The organism is Ruegeria sp. YTSA075 (genome assembly GCF_059610245.1).
In genome coordinates, this window is record NZ_JBXWNG010000020.1 from 1 (window position 1) to 17829 (window position 17829).

Here is a 17829-nt window from a genome sequence, read left to right on the forward strand (position 1 = left end):
GACCAAACGCGCAGTCCAGGCCTGTTGATAGAAAACCAATAAACAAAGCAAAGCCCCGGTTCTCCGGGGCTTTTTTTTATGTACGGCGCAGTCTGGGCAGTTTTCGCGGCTGCCAATATGCGCCTGTGTCTTCACGGGCTTTCTCATAGGCCTCGACCCGGTGAAGCGCATCTTGACCACCTGCAGCAAACAGATGGCCCAGCAGGCATTCGAGAACTGCCATGGCCCCGGAGAAGCTGGAGAAATGGTGCATTGACCGTGTGCTGATCTGCCAGCTGACGTCCGGGCGCACTCCCGGTGCGATCACTTCACTATCTGAAATCAGGATGATCCGGACACCTTTGTCGGCAGCAAAGCGCATGGTGCGGATGGTTTCCGCTGAATAGGGCCTGACGGTTATGGCCATTAGACAATCTTTGCTGCTCGCATCCAGCAGATCATCTGTGGCAGTACCCATATGCCGGGGAACAAGTTGCAATCCGGGATGCGCCATGCGACCCGCATAATGAAAGTAATAGGCCAGAGCATAGCTGGCCCGCGTTGCTGTGACAAAGCACCGTTGCGTGTTTAGAATGAGATCTGTTGCAGCCTTGACCCGTCCAGGCTCCATAAGGCGCAGGGATCGGGCAACCACGTTCAACTCATTGCGGGCAAAATCGGCTTGGGTCGCGCTGAACGGCCCTTCGGACGATTGAAGCGATAGCCAATCCTGGTGCAAGCGATCCTCTCCATCCGTGACCAAGGCTTGCCGAAAGGGGTGACGGAATGCGTCGAAGCCGTCATAGCCCATCCGTTGAGCAAGGCGGACAAGGACGTTGGAGCTGACGCCGATCTTTCGGGCCGTTGTACGGATCGGATCAAGGCCGAAATCGCCGGGGTGATCGATCACATATTTCGCCGCCGCCTGCAGTTGCGGCGGCATGTGATCGATTTTTTGCCTGAGGGTTCTGATCAATTGGGTAAACGTGTCGGTCATCAGAAAAAGAAAACATATGTTTTCTATATTGCCAATTGAAAACAGGGCGAAGCAGGATAGGTCGATCTTTGAAAACTCAGGAGGGTCCGGTGGCCAGAAACCGCTATATACTTGTCGCGCCGAACGGCGCCCGGCGAGGGCCGGAGGATCACGCCAAGCTGCCGGTCACATTGGAACAGACCATAGCGACCGCACGGGCATGTCATGCGGCGGGGGCGAATGGTCTGCACCTTCACATTCGGGACGCAGATGGGCGGCATTCGCTGGACGCAGGGCGATATCTTGAGGCCGTTGCAGAGCTGAACACGCAGATTCCTCAGATGGATGTTCAGATCACGACTGAGGCGGCTGGCATCTATGACGTCGGCGCCCAGTTTGAGTGCTTGCGTCAGGTTCGACCCAAATGGGCCTCGATCTCGGTGCGCGAAATCGCTCGGCAGCCGGATCTGGCCGAGCGTGTGTATGGGATGTGTCATGATCAGGGCACGCGGGTGCAGCACATTCTGTATGACGCTGAGGATGCGGCGCTGTTGAAGACATGGCAGAAGGCGGACGTTGTGCGAGACGGGCAGGTGGATCGCCTGCTGGTGCTGGGGCGTTATACGGTCAACCAAGCCTCCTCGCTCGAAGATATCGCATCCTTCCCGCAGGACACTTCCCCGTGGATGGTGTGCGCGTTTGGGCCGCTGGAACATGCGTGTCTGGCTGAGGCGGCGCGGCAGGGCGGTGATCTGCGGGTTGGATTTGAGAACAGCCTGACGAATTCGGACGGCCAGCCCTGGCCTGACAATACAGCCTCGGTCACAGCACTCATCGCTTTGCTTAAAGGAGCTTCCCAATGAGCCACGTATTTCCCCGCCATACCAAATCCACCTTGCCCGTCGCCGTTGCGGGTGACGGGTGTTACCTGATCGATGCCGACGGCAAACGTTACTTGGATTGTGGGGACGCGGCTGTGTCCTGTCTGGGCCATTCCAACCCGGCGGTCATAAAGGCCGTGCAGCAGCAAGTGGAACAAATAGCGTTTGCACATAGCGGCTTTATGACCACGGAACCGGCTGAAGCGCTGGCGGATTTGCTGATCAAACACGCTCCAGGTGATTTAGAGCGGGTTTACTTTGTATCGGGCGGGTCCGAGGCCACCGAGGCGGCGATCAAACTGGCGCGACAGTACTATCTTGAGATCGGGCAGCCCGAGCGCCGTCATGTGATTGCCCGCAAGCAGAGCTACCATGGCAACACGTTGGGGGCCTTGTCAGCTGGGGGTAATGAATGGCGCAGGGCGCAGTTTGCGCCGATGTTGATCGGGATGTCCCATATCGCGGCCTGTTACGAATATGCGGAAAAACCAGATGATGAGAGCAGCTTTGATTATGGTCAGCGCGTCGCCAATGAGCTTGAGGCCGAAATCCTACGCCTTGGGCCGGATACAGTTATGGCGTTCATGGCGGAGCCCGTGGTGGGCGCAACCTTGGGGGCGGTTCCGGCCGTTGAGCGGTATTTCCAGCGGATCCGCGAGATTTGTGATCAATATGGTGTACTTCTGATTTTGGACGAGGTCATGTGTGGCATGGGGCGAACCGGCCATCTGTTCGCCTGCGATCATGATCAGGTCAGCCCGGATATCCTATGTATCGCCAAAGGGTTGGGGGCCGGATATCAACCAATCGGGGCGATGTTGTGTACCGGAAAAATCTATGATGCCATTCGGGATGGGTCAGGCTTTTTCCAGCATGGTCACACCTATATCGGCCATCCTGTGGCAACCGCAGCCGCACTGGCCGTGGTTCAGGAATTGACCTCCAAAGGCTTGCCAGAACGCGCCGGTTCGATGGGCGAGAAGTTGGAGGCTGCGCTGAACGCTGCCTTTGGCCAACTTCCTCATGTGGGGGATATACGCGGGCGAGGTCTGTTCTGGGGGCTGGAACTGGTGGCGGATCGTGCGACCAAAACCCCGTTTGATCCCGCTTTGGGTCTTGCGGGGAAGGTTAAGAAAGCGGCGCTGGCCGAGGGTCTGATTTGTTATCCGATGTCGGGCACGCGCGATGGCAAAACCGGTGATCACGTCCTGCTGGCACCGCCTTTCATCATCGAAGAGACCCAGATCGACGAGTTGGTCACCAAGCTTTCGTCGGCGTTGGAAGCGTCCCTCTGGCAATTCTGTGAAGGGTCTTTCAGCCGGCGAAGACCTGATTAAGGTCAACCTGCAATAAAGACGGTGAGGCCCCTGAAAATGCTCAAAGATATCTGGATCAGCTTCCGAAACCTTCCGGCCTGGGTTCAAATCTGGATGTCGGTTATATTGGTTCCGGCCAACCTGATACCGCTGGCGTTTCTGGATCAGCCCTATGGCGCAGTTATTACGGGACTGGCCATTCTGGGGATGGCATTGAACCTGCCGATCATGATGGCAGAGCGTGGCATGTCGCGCGCCATGGCGCTTCCGCATCTGCTGTTCTGGACGCCGATGGTTTTGATCATCGTCTACGTTCTGAACACGCATACCGATCTTCTGCCGATTTATGCGCAGTTTTTGCTGGTGCTGTTGGTGGTCGATCTTGTTTCGCTTGGCTTTGACTTGCGAGACGCGATTTTGTGGAACAAAGACCGTAAAAGCCAGTAGCGCGCGCGCAACAAAGCCCCCTTGGCTTCAAGGGGGCTTCTGCAATCGGGTTTATTTCTGCGGAAGCGGACCGATCATCATGATCATCTGACGGCCTTCCATCTTCGGCATGTTTTCGATCTTGCCGATTTCCTTAACGTCTTCTGCCACTCGCTCCAGAAGTTCACGGCCCAGGTTCTGGTGCGCCATTTCACGACCGCGGAAACGCAACGTGATTTTGACTTTGTCACCGTTTTCCAGAAACTTGAAAACGTTGCGCATCTTGACATCATAGTCATGGGTGTCGGTGTTGGGCCGGAATTTGACCTCTTTCACCTCGATGACTTTTTGCTTCTTGCGGGCTTCGGCTTCGCGCTTTTGCGTTTCATACTTGAACTTGCCGAAGTCCATGATCTTGCAAACCGGTGGATTCGCATTTGGCGAAATCTCGACCAGGTCGAGACCAGCTTCGTCAGCAAGTTGCATGGCTTTGGCGGGATGAACCACCCCGACATTTTCGCCTTCAGCGCCAATCAGGCGAATTTCGGGGGCACGGATTTTGTCATTGACGCGCGGTCCGGTGTCTCTCTGCGGCGGCGCGTTGTGGGGTCTGCGAGCTATGGGTTCATTCCTTTGATGATTGCAGAATTTCGAGCCCGGAATTTAGACCGGGCCGGGCAGCGTTTCAAGCGGCATAAGCGGCGGGTGGCGCGAAAAAACCGTGTTTCCGACGGTGTTTTTGGTGTTCAGGGCATCAGGACCCTGAACGCCGTGGTGATTTAGCCGACAAAGGCCTTTTCGATCACGAACTCTTTGGGTTCCGAGTTTGCGCCCTCGCGCAGGCCAAACCCTTCCAGGATTTCCTTGATATCCAGGTTGAAAGCCAATGACCCACAGACCATCGCGCGGTCGGTTTCCGGCTTGATACCGCCGTCGATATCCAAATCAGCAAACACGGTGCCGTCTTTCAGCAATTCGGTAATGCGGCCCATCTTGGGGCTCTGTTCCCGCGTGGTGGTCGGGTAGTAGCGGATCTTGTCGGCAAAGCCTTCGCCGATCAGCTCGGCCAGCAATTCGTCCTGACGGATGCTTTCGATCAGCTGACGACCATATTCCAACTCGGCCACTTCGCGGCAGGTATGGGTGATGATCACCTCATCGTAGTCCTCATAGGTCTGAGGTTCGCGCAGCAGCGAGGCAAAAGGCGCAAAGCCTGTGCCGGTGGCAAAGAACCACAGGCGCTTGCCCGGCAGCAGCGCGTCATGGACCAAAGTTCCAACAGGCTTGGGCCGCAGGATGATCTGGTCACCCGGTTTGATGTGCTGCAATTTTGAGGTCAAAGGGCCGTTCTGCACCTTGATCGAATAGAACTCCAGCTCTTCATCCCAGGATGGCGACGCAATCGAATAGGCGCGCAACAAAGGCTTCTGGCGGCCGGTCTTGGGGTCCGGGTCGCCCATCAGGCCGATCATTACGAATTCGCCCGAACGGAAGCGCAGCGTCGCAGGGCGCGACACTTTGAACGAAAACAGGCTTTCGGTCCAATGCTTTACATCGGTCACGGTCTGTGCGTCAGGCAGAACGGGGGCCTTCACGGCGGTCGCTTCACTCACGGGTTTCATCTCTGTCATCGTTTCACTGCCGGTGTGTTAAACCGACATCTCCGTTTAATCTTTGATCCAGGTCAGGAAAAGGGGACAGATTGCCCCCCTGTTCCGGTTGGCTGGCGATGGCGGGTTTAGCCGCGCAGGCGGGCCTGATAGTTGTTGTCTTGCCAATTGGCGCGGGCGAGCCATTGATCTTCGGGCTGGCGGGTGGCCAGGGCATCGTCAATCTCGACCTCGTCAAAGCCGCAACGACGTGCCATGGCATATTGATCCGCCAGTACATGGCCCTTGGCGCGGAGTCTACCTGCATAGCCCTTCAACCTCAGCGAGCGCGCAATGGTAAAGCCACGCCCATCCGCCGAAGATGGGAAATCCACCCGCACCATCTGCGCGCTGCCCAGACGATCGATCAACTCATCCGGATCGGTATCCGAGGCCACATCCAGCGCCACAACATCATTTGCGGCATCTTCCAGGGTGACAAACCCGTCAGTCCAGTCATCGGGGGCAAAGCCCTCATCGTTTACGATTACGTTCATGTTGTCTCTCCGGCGCGCACCATCTTGCCATCGACAAAATGGATGCCGCATTCTTCCTTGTTCTGATCGCGCCAGCGTCCGGCGCGGGGGTCTTCGCCTTCCTTGACCGGCGATGTGCAGGGTGCACAGCCGATCGAAGGGTATCCTTTGGCTACCAGCGGATGCCGCGGCAGGTTGTTTTCTTCCATATAGGCGCGCACGTCTTCGGGCGCCCAATGGGCCAGCGGGTTCACCTTGATCCGGCCGGTTCCGTCTTCGACTTCGAAGAAATCCAGTTCGGCCCGCGTACCAGCTTGAAACCGTTTGCGCCCGGTGATCCAGCCGCAATAGCCCGACAGGGCCTGTTGCAGCGGGAAGGTCTTGCGCAGGTTGCAGCAGGCATCCGTATCCCGCAGGCGCAGCGCGCCATAGGGGTCTTTGCGCTGTACATCTTCCTCATCCGCGCGGATGATCTGGACGTTCTGCAACCCTAAACGCTCGCTGACGTCCTGCTGGTAGGTCAGCGTCTCGGCAAACAGCATCTGGGTGTCGATGAACAACACAGGGGTCATCTTGTCGACCACCGCCACCATATGCAGCAGCACCACCGATTCCGCGCCGAAGCTTGAGACCAAGGCAAGCTTTTCAATCTCTTCAATGGCCCCATGCATTACGTCATGGGCAGAGTGATGGCGGAACCGGGCGTTCAGTGCACTAACCTTTTCGGTCAGTTCACGCCGATCCTTGCCCAGTTCCGTCTGGATCAGATCAAGCGGCATTCGCCTGCGCCTCGGGGTAGAGGGCTGCCTTGAAAGGCGCCATGCCAACGCGACGGTAGGTTTGCAGGAACTCCTCTTCAGCGCTCTCACGCAGTTCCAGATAGGTGTCGACGATGCGCTCAACGGCTGGAACGATCTCGTCATAGGCAAAGCCCGGACCTGTACGGTCGCCGATGGCTGCGTTCTCGGTGCCGTCGCCACCCAGAGTGATCTGGTAGTTTTCGACACCTGCGCGATCCAAACCCAGGATGCCGATATGGCCGACATGGTGGTGACCACAGGCGTTGATACAGCCCGAGATCTTGATCTTCAGGTGGCCAATGTCGTGCTCCAGCTTCAGGTCTTCGAAACGGGTGGCGATTTCCTGAGCAACCGGAATCGAACGCGCCGTCGCCAGCGCGCAGTAATCCATGCCGGGGCAGGCGATGATGTCGCTGATCAGGCCAATATTGGCCGTGGCCAGTTCGTGTTCTTTCAGTTTGGCATGGATCGCGGGCAGGTCCGATTTGTGGACATGCGGCAGGATCACGTTCTGCTCATGGCTGATGCGCAGCTCATCATAGGCGAACTCTTGGGCCAAATCGGCCATGACGCGCATCTGCTCGGCGGTTGCATCGCCCGGGGTTGCGCCGTGTTTCTTGATTGAGATGGTGACAATCGCGTGATCCGCATTCTTGTGCGGCGCGATGTTGGTGTCGACCCACGACCGGAACACAGGATCATTGGTGTAGGCAGACTCAAAAGACGCAACCGAGCCTTCGCGGAAGGTGGGCGGCGCGAAGTGGCCCTTGATCTCTTCCAACAGGTTCATATCAGCGCCCTTGAACTGCGGGCGGACCTGAAGGAAACGCTCGTTCACCTTGGCGCGGATGGCGTCGATGCCGTGTTCATGCACGGTGATCTTGATCCGCGCTTTGTACTTGTTGTCGCGACGGCCGATCTGGTTCCAAACCGAAACCGTAGCTTCCAGGTAAGCCAGCAGGTCGTCAAAGGCGACGAAGTCAGACAGTTCCTTGCCGATCATTGGGGTCCGGCCCAGACCACCGCCCACGATGACGCGGGCGCCCAGAACGCCGCCTCTCTCAACCAGTCGCAGGCCGATGTCATGGGCCTTGATTACGGCGCGGTCGTTTTCGCTGCCGGTGATGGCGATCTTGAACTTGCGCGGCATGAACTGGAATTCCGGGTGGTCAGTCGACCACTGGCGCAGAAGTTCGGCATAGGGGCGCGGGTCGGCGACCTCATCCGCGGCGGCACCGGCGAAATGGTCGGCGGTCACGTTGCGGATCGTGTTGCCGCTGGTCTGAATGGCGTGCATGCCAACCTCGGCCAGCGCGTCCAGCATATCCGGCACGTCTTTTAGTTTCGGCCAGTTATACTGGATGTTCTGGCGGGTGGTGAAATGGCCATAGCCCTTGTCCCACTTTTCGGCCAACAAAGCCAGTTGGCGCATTTGCGCGCTGCTCAGCGTGCCATAGGGAATGGCGACGCGCAGCATGTAGGCGTGCAGCTGTAGGTACAGGCCGTTCATCAGGCGCAGGGGCTTGAATTCATCTTCGGTCAACGAGCCGTCAATGCGGCGCTCAACCTGGGCGCGGAACTGCTTGTTGCGTTCTGCCAGGAATGCTGTGTCGAACTCGGAGTAGCGATACATATCTAGCTGTCCTTAGTTGCAGCCCCGAAACCAGGGGCCTTGAAGGGGAGAGAGAAGGGCCAGTTATCAGGCCCGGGGCTGCGTTTCGGTTTCCTGCTTGCCATGGGCATAGTTCGAGGGTCCGGTGCTGCGGAACTCCTCTCGGAAATGGGTGGGTTCAGGGCCGTTTTCGCCAGCGGCTGCATCGGCCAGGTAGGCACCGACGATCTTGTTAGCCTGCCGGGCAGCATCCAGCAGACGCACCTGTGCATGGGCTTCATCGGTGATCAGTTCTGCCTCGGATAATTCGCGCGACCAGCGGTCATCCTCGGTCTGATAGATCACATCGCCTTCCAACAGATCATTGGCGGTGACAACTTTGGGGGTAAAAGCGCGGGCCATCAGGCAAGCTCCTTATTGAATTCGGTCAGGGCCTCAGCTGCCTGACGCGGGGCAAGGCCATAGAATGTCAGAACCGGGCCGTCCATTTCGGCGGCGCTCAGGTCGGTGGGCAGTTGATCGAGGCTGGTGGTGAGAACGCGCTGATCAGGGCGCGAGGCGTTTTCGACCAAAGTGATCGGGGTCGCGCGATCCGCGCCATGCATGATCAGACGGCCCTGAATGAACCGCGCAGATTTCTTGCCCATATAGATCGCGGCAACCGAGCCATTGCGGGCAAGCGCAGACCAATCGTGATCGGCAAAGCCTTTCATGTCATGCCCGGTCAAAAAGCGAACCGAAGAGTTGCGACCGCGCCGGGTGAGGCTTTGGCCAATTCCCGCAACGGCGGCAGACGCGGCGGTGATGCCCGGAACGATGCTCCAACGGATGCCCGCAGCATCGACGGCGTCGATTTCTTCATCCAGTCTTCCAAACACGGTGGGGTCACCGGATTTCAGGCGCACGACGCGGTTGCCCTTGAGCGCATAGTCGACCAGAAGCGCGTCGATATCACTTTGTTTCCAGGAGGGTCCAAACCCGGCCTTCCCGACATCGACAAGAGTTGCAGCCTGACCGGCAAGCGCCAGAATCTCTGCGCTGATCAGCCGGTCATGCAGTACGATATCCGCAGCTGCGAAGGCTTTGAGCGCCTTTTGCGTCAGCAGGTCCGGATCACCGGGTCCCGCGCCGACAAATTCGACATATCCTATTTTGCGCTTGAGCTGCATCAGATCGTCCAGAGCGTGGTTTGACTTGCCCCTCAATATAGGAAATATTCCCAGCAAATCGCCATATTGCCGATCAAATAAGAACATACGTTCCAATGATTGCATCTGGTGGGACGTGGGTTCTGAAATTGAAGGAAAACCGGAATGACGGTGCGGATAGACAGCACAGATCGGAAAATTCTGGCCGAGCTACAACGCGATGCCAGTCAGTCGCTGGACGAAATAGCGGCCAGGGTAGGCAGTTCCAAGACGCCTGTGTGGAATCGAATCCGCAAACTAAAAAGCGCCGGTATTATTGGCCAGCAAACGGTTTTGCTGGATGCCGAGGCGCTGGGGTTTGAGGCGACATTCTTTGTTCTGATCCGGACCTCGGAACATGAGGCAGAGTGGCAGCGCAAGTTCCTGAAAGCATTGCGGGATCAGCCCGAAGTGCAGGAGGCGCACCGCCTGGCCGGGGATATCGATTATATCCTGAAGGTGCGCGTTAAAAATGCGCGCGCTTACGATCAGTTCTATCAATCTCTGATCGCTGAAGTACGTGTGCACAACGTTACCGCACTGCTGTCGATGGAAGAGATAAAATCAACGACAATGCTTCCCTTGAATGCTTTAGCCGTTGAATAAGTGGTCAGGGGGCGCTGCCCCCGCCGCCCCTGAAGGGGCGCCTCCCCCGGGATATTTTTGGCCAGATGAAGTCTGGATCCCTGTTCATCTGGCCCAGAATACCTCCACCGGAGGCATCGCGCGGTACGCGCGATTCAGCGTTGAACCATGAGTTTTTCCAGGCCGTGGAAATGGTAGCTGTTCAAATAGTGCGGAGGTTCGGTCAATCGCAAATCGGGGCATCTGTCGAACAGGATTGGCAAGGCGATGCGCATTTCAAGCCGAGCGAGCGGCGCACCCACGCAGAAATGAAGGCCGCCGCCAAAGCTGGAATTGGTTTGGATAGGCCGAGTTGGATCGAAGTGGGTTGGATCAGACCAAGCCTCAGGGTCTCGATTGGCGGCCCCTTGCAGCAGTGCCACCTGATCACCGCGTTTGAATGGGTGACCGAAGACCTCGATATCTTCATAGGCATAGCGTGTGAACATATGTAGCGGCGGGTCGTAGCGCAGGATTTCTTCGACTGTGGAGTCTATGGTATCAGATGCCAAGGCCGCTTTGTCAGTTTGGGTTTGCAACAGGGTTTTGACCCCATTGCCGAGTGAATGAACCGTTGCCTCATGCCCGGCATTCAAAAGCAGGATGCAGGTGGCGACCAGTTCATCTGTCGAGAGCTTCTCTTCTTCTTTCTCAGCCGCAATAAGGCGGGTGATCAGGTCATCGCGCGGGTCTGTGCGTCGCTGATCGATGTAGCCCAGAAGAAATTCGGCAAACTCGCGCGAGGATTGCGCCGCCCGGTGTTCCGTTTCAATGGTGCGGTTGGCCTGGTACATGGCGACCATATCGTGGGACCAGCGCAGCAGGTCAGGGGCCATTGCCTCGGGCACACCCAGAAGTCGGCAGATCGTGATGACCGGGATTTGGGTACAATAAGCCTCCAGCAGGTCGAACGACGTATCAGTAAATTGATCGATCAACGCGTGGCAGAGCGTTTCGATGGATGGCGCAAGGCTGATAATCGCGCGCGACGTGAAGGCGCGGGTGATCAAGGCACGTAGGCGCGTGTGGCGGGGCGGTTCAGTTTCGAGCAAAGAATGCGCCTCGATCGCCAACCAAGGGGCCAGATGATCGGGCGCGGGTTGGGCGCGTTCAGGTGGAACCTCACGGCCAAACCGTCTGTCCCGAAACAGTGCCTGCACAGCCTTGTGCGAAACTGCTGAGACCATCTGGTAATCCTCCCAATAGAACAGATCACCACAGGCGCGGGCCTTGTCGTAGAAAGGATAGGGGTTTTGGACAAAATCAGGATTAGTCGGGGATTGTGACAGGGTCTTCATGTCGCGCAGACTTGCCATCGGGCGTGGTGAATGCAAGACCCTATGTGATGCAAAGGGTTTGGGTCATTGTAGGATTTCTGTTGGCAGTCGGTTTGTTGGCGACCGCTGTCTGGTCTTATGGATACCGGCAGGCGCTGTCGCAACTGAGCCAAAAGGCTGAGGCCGATCTGGAACTGGCGGCTGACCGGTTGAGTACTCAGATGCAGGTCTATCAAGAGCTTGCAGTGTTGATGGCGAACCATCCGACGCTGCAAGACCTGAGGACTCCGGCACAGGAATTGGAGGCCCGTCTGATGCTGCTGGATGTGGCAGACAAGACAGCTGCAATCAATATGATCTATTTGGATCCGGCAGGCCGGGTTCTGGTATCCGCAAAGCCGGTAGGGTCGCGCAATATGGCAGCGCATCCGGCGTTCAAGCGCGCCCTGCAGGGTGCCATGGGCAGCGCGCATGGTGTTGAACCGGACAGCGGAAACAGGACCTATTCCTATGTCGCACCCAGTTTCGGCCCCACTGGTCAGGTTGATGGCGTGCTCATGGTGGTCGCGGACGTGCAGGATGTGGAACAGACCTGGCGCGGTAGTACCGAGGCGGTGTTTTTCGTGGACAATGACGGGGTCGTCTTTATCTCGAACCGGTCCGATCTTCTGTTCTGGTCACGGGCTAAGGGGCAAAGGGGGCTCACACCGCCAGATGGGATCCCGATTGATTTTGCCTCGTCTTGGGTGGGTGGGCATGAGCTCTGGTCGTTGAACTGGGGTCGCTATTTGCCAAAACGGGCTCTGCATCTGACACTTGATCTGCCGGTGATCGACATGACGGCTGAGGTGCTGGTGGATGTGGCCCCGGCGCGGCGTTTGGCGGGCCTGCAGGCGGCAGCGGTTGCGGCAATCTGTCTGGCCTTCGGAGCGCTGTTGTTTCTGGCAACCGAGCGGCGGCGCACTCTGACCGAGGCAAATGCGGTGCTGGAAGGTCGTGTGGCGAAACGGACGCGTGACCTTACAACGGCCAATACGGCCCTTCGGCGCGAAGTGGCGGAACGGCAGGAGGCTGAAGCGGCGCTGAAGAAAGCACAAGCGGATTTGGTTCAGGCTGGAAAGCTCAGTGCTTTGGGTCAGATGTCTGCAGGCATCAGCCACGAGTTGAACCAGCCGCTGATGGCGATCCAGCAATTTGCCGACAATGGCGCGGCCTATATGGAGCGCGGGCAGGGCGACAAAGCCGGGAAAAACCTTGGCCGCATCTCGGAGATGGCCGCACGCATGGCGCGGATCATCAAAAACCTCAGGGCCTTTGCCCGCAATGAGAGTGAGCCGATGGGAAAGGTTGATCTGGTGCAGGTGATCCAGTCAGCGGTTGAATTGACCGAGCCGCGCCTGCGAGAGGAACAAGTGGCATTGGACTGGGTGCCGCCTTCCCATGCGGTGAATGCCTGGGGCGGAGAGGTCCGTCTGGCGCAGGTCTTTGTGAACCTGATCAACAACGCCATCGACGCTATGAGCGGTCAGGAGGACAAAAGGATCAGTATTCAGATCGACAGCGGCGATCGTCTGGTCGTGTTCATCCGCGATACCGGGCCGGGGATCGAAGACCCGGATAAGCTGTTTGAACCTTTCTACACTACAAAATCCGTAGGCTCGTCCGAAGGGTTGGGTCTTGGACTGTCCATCTCTTACGGTTTGGTGCAGAGCTTTGGCGGCAATATCCGGGGTGCGAATGCGGAAGAAGGTGCTGTGTTCAGCGTGGAACTGGAGCATTTTGCAGAGGACAAGGTGGCATGACGCGCAAGGTGCTGTTGGTGGATGACGACGCGGCGGTGCGTGAGGCGTTATCACAGACGCTGGAGCTGGCCGACTATGAGCCTCTGTCCGTGGGATCGTTTGTTGCAGCCAAGGATCACATACGTGCCGATTTTCCGGGTGTGATACTGTCAGATATTCGGATGCCGGGGCGGGATGGGTTTCACCTGTTGACCTATGCGCATGAAGTTGATCCGGACCTGCCTGTTATCCTGTTAACAGGGGAGGGTGATATCCCAATGGCGGTTAAGGCCATGGGGCAGGGAGCTTTCGATTTTCTTGAAAAGCCCTGCGCTGCGGCTGATCTTTTGGGAGTTCTTGAACGTGCTTTTTCAGCACGGAGTCACATTCTTGAGAAGCGGGCTCTGAAATCAGAGCTTGAGCGCGGCGATCCGGCCGCGCGGCTGCTGTTTGGTTTGTCCATGCAGGCGGGAACGCTGCGCGACAGAGTGCGTAGCGTTGCCTCGACCGGGGCAGAGGTTCTGGTGACCGGCCCACCGGGTAGCGGTATATCAAAGGTGGCTGAGGTGGTGCATCTGATGTCACCCGTTGGGCAGGGATCGTTCGTGAAACGCCCTGCCTCAGAGCTAGGCGCCGATGATCTCGCGCATAGTGCGGAGTCTGCTGCGGGCGGGTCGCTATTTCTGGATGAAATATCGGCGTTGCCGGTGGCAACGCAATACGCCGCGCTCGAGCTGATGGAGCAGGGCACCGAGACGCGGATTATCGCAGGTACAACGGCTGATCTGTCTGCTCTGTCCGATCAGGGGCTGTTCAACGCCGATCTCTTCTATCGGTTGGATGTGATGCGGGTGCGTATCCCATCACTTGCGGAGCGGCCCGAGGATATCCCGATTATCTTCCGACACTATGTTGCGCAAGCGGCTGAACAGGCGGGCATACCCGAGCCAGAGATTACGCCGGAACATCTGGCCTCGCTCATGGCGCGCGATTGGCCGGGCAATGCGCGGTCTCTGATGTCGGCGGCGATGCGGTTTGTTCTGGGTATGCCAGAGGATGTCGCACAGGCGGCGGAACTTGGGCTCAGCGATCAGATGGCGCGGGTCGAACGTTCGTTACTGATTGCTGCTTTGGGGCGGCATAACGGCAAAGCGGCAGAGGCCGCCAAGGCGCTGAAACTGCCGCGCAAGACCTTTTATGACAAATTGGCACGGTACCACATCAAACCGGAAGATTACCGCCGGTAGTCAAATCCTCCGGCCAGTTCGGCCCGCATGTCATGCGGACAAAGCTGTTGGGCCCGGCAACCCGCTGGCGCGGGCTGCGGGCGGTGCCTTTGGCTCACCAGTGCGATTCGAGCCTGATGATTCGAAATCCGTGCGAAAATCCGCACATACAGGAGTTTTGTTGTGCGGTTTTTCGCACAAACCTGTTGAGCCTAATGTGTCATTGAAAGGGTTTTTCATATAACATCATGATATTTATGCATGAATTTGTATTTAGACCGAAATTCATCAAATCGTTGTGCGGATAATATTGATTCGTTTGACTGCCCGGCATGCGGTGCCCGTGTGGCACCTGTTGAACTGTTTTGAAGTCAGGGAGGAAGACAGATGAAACTTCTAGCAACCGCCGCAACGGCGATAGCGCTTACGGTAACCGCCACAGCAGGCATCGCGGCCTGTGATGACGGCGAGATTGTCGTCAAATTCGCGCATGTGACCAATACCGACAAACACCCCAAGGGCATCGCTGCCTCGCTGCTGGAACAGCGCGTCAATGACGAGATGCAGGGCGTGATGTGCATGGAGGTTTATCCGAACTCCACCCTCTACAACGATGACAAAGTGCTTGAGGCCATGCTGCAGGGCGATGTGCAACTGGCCGCACCGTCGCTGTCGAAGTTCGAGAAATTCACCAAGCAGTTCCGTCTGTTCGACCTGCCGTTCATGTTCAAGAACATCGATGCTGTGGATGCGTTCCAGGCATCAGCAGATGGTCAGGCGATGAAAGACAGCATGCAGCGCCGTGGCCTGCAGGGGCTGGCCTTCTGGCACAATGGCATGAAGCAGATGTCGGCCAACAAGCCTTTGGTTGATCCGTCCGATGCAGACGGTCTGAAGTTCCGTGTGCAATCCTCGGACGTTCTGGTAGCACAGATGGAAGCCATCGGTGGCAGCCCGCAGAAAATGGCCTTCTCGGAAGTCTATGGCGCGCTGCAGCAGGGGGTTGTCGACGGGCAGGAGAATACCTGGTCGAACATCTACGGCAAAAAGTTCTTTGAGGTGCAGGACGGCATCACCGAAACCAATCACGGCATCATCGACTATCTGGTTGTGACCTCGGTAGACTGGTTGGACAGCCTGGACCCGGAAGTACGTGACCAGTTCACGACCATTCTGACCGAAGTGACCGAGCAGCGGAACAAGGAAGCCTTTGCTGTGAACGAAGCGGCCAAAGCCTCGATCACCGATGCAGGCGGCATCATTCGTGAGTTGAACCCAGAGCAGCGCCAAGCCTGGGTTGATGCGATGAAGCCCGTTTGGGATCAGTTCGCTGGTGACGTGGGTCAGGACAAGATTGACGCCGCGCAGGCGATCAACGCCGGGTTCTGATCCGGATCAGGCCACGCGTCGGGGGACTGGGGAGTATTCGACGCGTTGGCCGGGCGGGCTGTGAAAGCCCGCCCGCTATCACTCTCATCACAAAAATTGCGGGGACAGAAAGATGTCTGGTGCGAAATCCGGCCCAACCGGGCTGGTCGACCATATCGAAGAAACCCTGATCGCATTGCTGCTGGGCCTGATGACGGCCGTGACCTTTGCCAATGTGATCGCCCGGTTCTTCTTTAATTCCAACATTCTATGGGCGCTGGAGCTGACGGTGTTCATGTTCGGCTGGCTGGTGCTGCTGGGCGCTTCTTATGCGGTGAAAAAGCACGCGCATCTGGGCGTCGATGCGATCCTGAACATGCTGGCCCCCGCGCCGCGCCGCATTTTAGCGTTGATTGCCGTTGCCTGTTGTCTGGTTTTCTCGCTTTTGCTGTTGAAAGGGTCTTATGACTACTGGGCTGTGTTCGCGGATTTGCCGCCAACCTCGGGCCGCTGGTTTCCCACGGGTCTGAACTTTGATGCACGCAGTCAGAGCTTTTACGAAGTTGACGATATACCGATGATCGCTCCGCTGCGGTTTCTGGAGGGCCTGATCAACTACGGCGAATATTACGAAAAACTACCCAAGGTCGTTCCCTATTTCATCCTGCCTTTGTCGATGCTGTTGCTGGTGATCCGCTTTGCCCAGGTCGCTGTACAGATTTGGCGTGGTGAGACCGACCGCCTGGTCGCCAGCCACGAGGTTGAAGATGAGATCGAAGAGGTTCGCGCGCAGCAGGGGGAGCATAACTGATGGATGTTGTACTTCTTTTCTCGATGGTCATCGGGCTGCTGCTGATCGGTGTTCCCATTGCGGTGGCTTTGGGCCTCAGCTCGACCCTGTTTCTGCTGATCTATTCCGACAGTTCATTGGCTTCGGTTGCGGGCACGCTGTTTGAAGCGTTCGAGGGTCACTTTACCCTTCTGGCGATCCCGTTCTTTATTCTGGCCTCGTCCTTCATGACGACGGGTGGCGTGGCGCGGCGGATCATCCGGTTCTCAATCGCGTGTGTTGGGCATTTGCCGGGCGGTCTAGCAATTGCGGGTGTGTTCGCCTGTATGCTGTTTGCGGCCTTGTCTGGATCGTCGCCAGCGACTGTGGTCGCCATCGGGTCCATCGTGATCGCAGGGATGCGGCAGGTTGGTTACTCCAAAGAGTTCGCCGCCGGTGTGATCTGTAACGCGGGGACGCTGGGCATCCTGATCCCGCCGTCGATTGTAATGGTTGTTTACGCGGCCGCCGTCGAGGTCTCGGTCGGGCGCATGTTCCTGGCAGGGGTCATTCCGGGCCTGATGGCCGGTTTGATGCTGATGATCACCATTTATGTCATGGCCAAGGTCAAGAACCTGCCGAAGGGCGATTGGAAGGGCTGGGGCGAAATCTTCGTCTCGGCGCGTGAGGCGGGTTGGGGCTTGTTCCTGATCGTGATCATCCTTGGCGGCATCTATGGCGGCATCTTCACACCGACCGAGGCCGCAGCGGTGGCTGCGGTCTATGCTTTCTTCATTGCCAGCTTTGTCTACAAGGATATGGGGCCGCTCAGCACGGAAGACGGAACAGCAAATGTTTCGTTGTTTAAGAAACCGCATGCGCTGATTACCGCATTCTTCCATCCGGATACCAAACACACGCTGTTTGAGGCCGGTAAGCTGACCGTCACGCTGCTGTTCGTCATCGCCAACGCGTTGATCCTTAAGCATGTTCTGACGGACGAACAGGTGCCGCAGCATATTGCCGAGGCGATGTTGTCTGCTGGGCTGGGTCCTGTAACCTTCCTGATCGTGGTGAACGTGATCCTGCTGATCGGTGGTCAGTTCATGGAACCTTCGGGCCTGTTGGTCATCGTTGCACCGCTGGTGTTCCCGATTGCCATCGAGTTGGGCATCGATCCGATCCATCTGGGCATCATCATGGTGGTGAACATGGAGATTGGGATGATCACCCCTCCGGTCGGGTTGAACCTGTTCGTGACCTCAGGCGTGGCAGGCATGCCGATGATGAGCGTCGTGCGGGCCGCGCTGCCCTTCCTGGCGGTGCTGTTCGTCTTCCTGATCATGGTGACGTATATCCCGTGGATTTCGACCTTCCTGCCGAACTCGGTCATGGGGCCGGAAATCATTACGAACTAGCGAGTGGATGGCCGGGCAGCAGATGTTGCCCGGCCAGGCTTGAACCCCGGGGCAGGGATGCCCA

At 57.5% G+C, this 17829-nt stretch carries 17 protein-coding genes and 1 pseudogene; 9 read left to right on the plus strand and 9 right to left on the minus strand.

Features of this window, described 5'->3' with window-relative positions; genetic code table 11:
• Positions 1-76 precede the first annotated feature (76 nt).
• Complete coding sequence (locus AC2FGE_RS19775) at positions 77-976, minus strand: MurR/RpiR family transcriptional regulator (RefSeq protein ID WP_496821020.1); 900 nt, start codon at positions 974-976, stop codon at positions 77-79.
• A gap of 89 nt (positions 977-1065) precedes the next feature.
• On the opposite strand from AC2FGE_RS19775, the gene AC2FGE_RS19780 reads away from it, so the two are divergent.
• From AC2FGE_RS19780 to AC2FGE_RS19790, 3 genes are read left to right on the plus strand one after another with little or no spacing between them, the layout of a single operon-like run.
• Complete coding sequence (locus AC2FGE_RS19780) at positions 1066-1818, plus strand: beta-keto acid cleavage family enzyme (RefSeq protein ID WP_496821021.1); 753 nt, start codon at positions 1066-1068, stop codon at positions 1816-1818.
• Positions 1815-3173, plus strand: a complete 1359-nt coding sequence (locus AC2FGE_RS19785) for an aspartate aminotransferase family protein (RefSeq protein ID WP_496821023.1) — start codon at positions 1815-1817, stop codon at positions 3171-3173. Before AC2FGE_RS19780 ends, AC2FGE_RS19785 begins: the two co-directional genes overlap by 4 nt.
• A gap of 36 nt (positions 3174-3209) precedes the next feature.
• Positions 3210-3599: a hypothetical protein gene (locus AC2FGE_RS19790; RefSeq protein ID WP_496821024.1), complete on the plus strand. Its 390-nt coding sequence runs from the start codon at positions 3210-3212 to the stop codon at positions 3597-3599.
• Between the two features lie 51 nt (positions 3600-3650).
• On the opposite strand, the gene infC is transcribed toward AC2FGE_RS19790, so the two are convergent.
• The 7 genes and pseudogenes from infC to cobA form a co-directional block, all read right to left on the minus strand.
• Positions 3651-4241, minus strand: a complete 591-nt coding sequence (gene infC / locus AC2FGE_RS19795; protein WP_496821048.1) for a translation initiation factor IF-3 — start codon at positions 4239-4241, stop codon at positions 3651-3653.
• A 116-nt stretch (positions 4242-4357) separates the two neighbouring features.
• Positions 4358-5209, minus strand: coding sequence for a ferredoxin--NADP reductase (locus AC2FGE_RS19800; protein WP_496821025.1), 852 nt, complete (start codon positions 5207-5209; stop codon positions 4358-4360).
• A 107-nt stretch (positions 5210-5316) separates the two neighbouring features.
• Positions 5317-5724: a DUF934 domain-containing protein gene (locus AC2FGE_RS19805; RefSeq protein WP_496821026.1), complete on the minus strand. Its 408-nt coding sequence runs from the start codon at positions 5722-5724 to the stop codon at positions 5317-5319.
• Positions 5721-6482: a phosphoadenylyl-sulfate reductase gene (locus AC2FGE_RS19810; protein ID WP_496821028.1), complete on the minus strand. Its 762-nt coding sequence runs from the start codon at positions 6480-6482 to the stop codon at positions 5721-5723. The genes AC2FGE_RS19805 and AC2FGE_RS19810 overlap by 4 nt, the downstream gene beginning before the upstream one ends.
• Positions 6472-8136: a nitrite/sulfite reductase gene (locus AC2FGE_RS19815; RefSeq protein WP_496821029.1), complete on the minus strand. Its 1665-nt coding sequence runs from the start codon at positions 8134-8136 to the stop codon at positions 6472-6474. The genes AC2FGE_RS19810 and AC2FGE_RS19815 overlap by 11 nt, the downstream gene beginning before the upstream one ends.
• A 66-nt stretch (positions 8137-8202) precedes the next feature.
• On the minus strand, positions 8203-8517 hold the full coding sequence (locus AC2FGE_RS19820) for a DUF2849 domain-containing protein (protein WP_496821030.1): 315 nt from the start codon (positions 8515-8517) through the stop codon (positions 8203-8205).
• Positions 8517-9296: pseudogene (gene cobA, locus AC2FGE_RS19825) on the minus strand (uroporphyrinogen-III C-methyltransferase); the annotation flags it as partial. The pseudogene cobA and the gene AC2FGE_RS19820, both read right to left, overlap by 1 nt.
• A 132-nt stretch (positions 9297-9428) precedes the next feature.
• On the opposite strand from cobA, the gene AC2FGE_RS19830 reads away from it, so the two are divergent.
• On the plus strand, positions 9429-9908 hold the full coding sequence (locus AC2FGE_RS19830) for an Lrp/AsnC family transcriptional regulator (protein ID WP_496821032.1): 480 nt from the start codon (positions 9429-9431) through the stop codon (positions 9906-9908).
• A 134-nt stretch (positions 9909-10042) separates the two neighbouring features.
• Here AC2FGE_RS19830 and AC2FGE_RS19835 read toward each other — a convergent pair whose 3' ends face one another.
• Positions 10043-11224, minus strand: coding sequence for a cytochrome P450 (locus AC2FGE_RS19835; protein ID WP_496821049.1), 1182 nt, complete (start codon positions 11222-11224; stop codon positions 10043-10045).
• 47 nt (positions 11225-11271) lie between these two features.
• Here AC2FGE_RS19835 and AC2FGE_RS19840 point away from each other — a divergent pair, with 47 nt between their 5' ends.
• The 5 genes from AC2FGE_RS19840 (at position 11272) to AC2FGE_RS19860 (ending at position 17765) form a co-directional block, all read left to right on the plus strand.
• Positions 11272-13005 carry a sensor histidine kinase gene (locus AC2FGE_RS19840; protein WP_496821050.1) on the plus strand — a complete coding sequence of 578 codons (1734 nt, stop codon included), beginning with the start codon at positions 11272-11274 and terminating at the stop codon, positions 13003-13005.
• Positions 13002-14231 carry a sigma-54-dependent transcriptional regulator gene (locus AC2FGE_RS19845; protein ID WP_496821034.1) on the plus strand — a complete coding sequence of 410 codons (1230 nt, stop codon included), beginning with the start codon at positions 13002-13004 and terminating at the stop codon, positions 14229-14231. The genes AC2FGE_RS19840 and AC2FGE_RS19845 overlap by 4 nt, the downstream gene beginning before the upstream one ends.
• 366 nt (positions 14232-14597) lie before the next feature.
• Positions 14598-15599: a DctP family TRAP transporter solute-binding subunit gene (locus AC2FGE_RS19850; RefSeq protein ID WP_496821035.1), complete on the plus strand. Its 1002-nt coding sequence runs from the start codon at positions 14598-14600 to the stop codon at positions 15597-15599.
• Between the two features lie 112 nt (positions 15600-15711).
• A complete protein-coding gene (locus AC2FGE_RS19855) occupies positions 15712-16389 on the plus strand; it encodes a TRAP transporter small permease (RefSeq protein ID WP_480862167.1) in 678 nt (225 codons plus the stop codon).
• Positions 16389-17765: a TRAP transporter large permease gene (locus tag AC2FGE_RS19860; protein ID WP_496821036.1), complete on the plus strand. Its 1377-nt coding sequence runs from the start codon at positions 16389-16391 to the stop codon at positions 17763-17765. Before AC2FGE_RS19855 ends, AC2FGE_RS19860 begins: the two co-directional genes overlap by 1 nt.
• Positions 17766-17829 lie beyond the last annotated feature (64 nt).

Coding starts and splice junctions, on each gene's coding strand:
- AC2FGE_RS19775 (WP_496821020.1), bottom strand. CDS start 976: ATGACCGACACGTTTACCCAATTGATCAGAACCCTCAGGCAAAAAATC.
- AC2FGE_RS19785 (WP_496821023.1), top strand. CDS start 1,815: ATGAGCCACGTATTTCCCCGCCATACCAAATCCACCTTGCCCGTCGCC.
- AC2FGE_RS19790 (WP_496821024.1), top strand. CDS start 3,210: ATGCTCAAAGATATCTGGATCAGCTTCCGAAACCTTCCGGCCTGGGTT.
- AC2FGE_RS19800 (WP_496821025.1), bottom strand. CDS start 5,209: ATGACAGAGATGAAACCCGTGAGTGAAGCGACCGCCGTGAAGGCCCCC.
- AC2FGE_RS19805 (WP_496821026.1), bottom strand. CDS start 5,724: ATGAACGTAATCGTAAACGATGAGGGCTTTGCCCCCGATGACTGGACT.
- AC2FGE_RS19810 (WP_496821028.1), bottom strand. CDS start 6,482: ATGCCGCTTGATCTGATCCAGACGGAACTGGGCAAGGATCGGCGTGAA.
- AC2FGE_RS19815 (WP_496821029.1), bottom strand. CDS start 8,136: ATGTATCGCTACTCCGAGTTCGACACAGCATTCCTGGCAGAACGCAAC.
- AC2FGE_RS19820 (WP_496821030.1), bottom strand. CDS start 8,517: ATGGCCCGCGCTTTTACCCCCAAAGTTGTCACCGCCAATGATCTGTTG.
- AC2FGE_RS19830 (WP_496821032.1), top strand. CDS start 9,429: ATGACGGTGCGGATAGACAGCACAGATCGGAAAATTCTGGCCGAGCTA.
- AC2FGE_RS19835 (WP_496821049.1), bottom strand. CDS start 11,224: ATGAAGACCCTGTCACAATCCCCGACTAATCCTGATTTTGTCCAAAAC.
- AC2FGE_RS19840 (WP_496821050.1), top strand. CDS start 11,272: ATGCAAAGGGTTTGGGTCATTGTAGGATTTCTGTTGGCAGTCGGTTTG.
- AC2FGE_RS19845 (WP_496821034.1), top strand. CDS start 13,002: ATGACGCGCAAGGTGCTGTTGGTGGATGACGACGCGGCGGTGCGTGAG.
- AC2FGE_RS19850 (WP_496821035.1), top strand. CDS start 14,598: ATGAAACTTCTAGCAACCGCCGCAACGGCGATAGCGCTTACGGTAACC.
- AC2FGE_RS19855 (WP_480862167.1), top strand. CDS start 15,712: ATGTCTGGTGCGAAATCCGGCCCAACCGGGCTGGTCGACCATATCGAA.
- AC2FGE_RS19860 (WP_496821036.1), top strand. CDS start 16,389: ATGGATGTTGTACTTCTTTTCTCGATGGTCATCGGGCTGCTGCTGATC.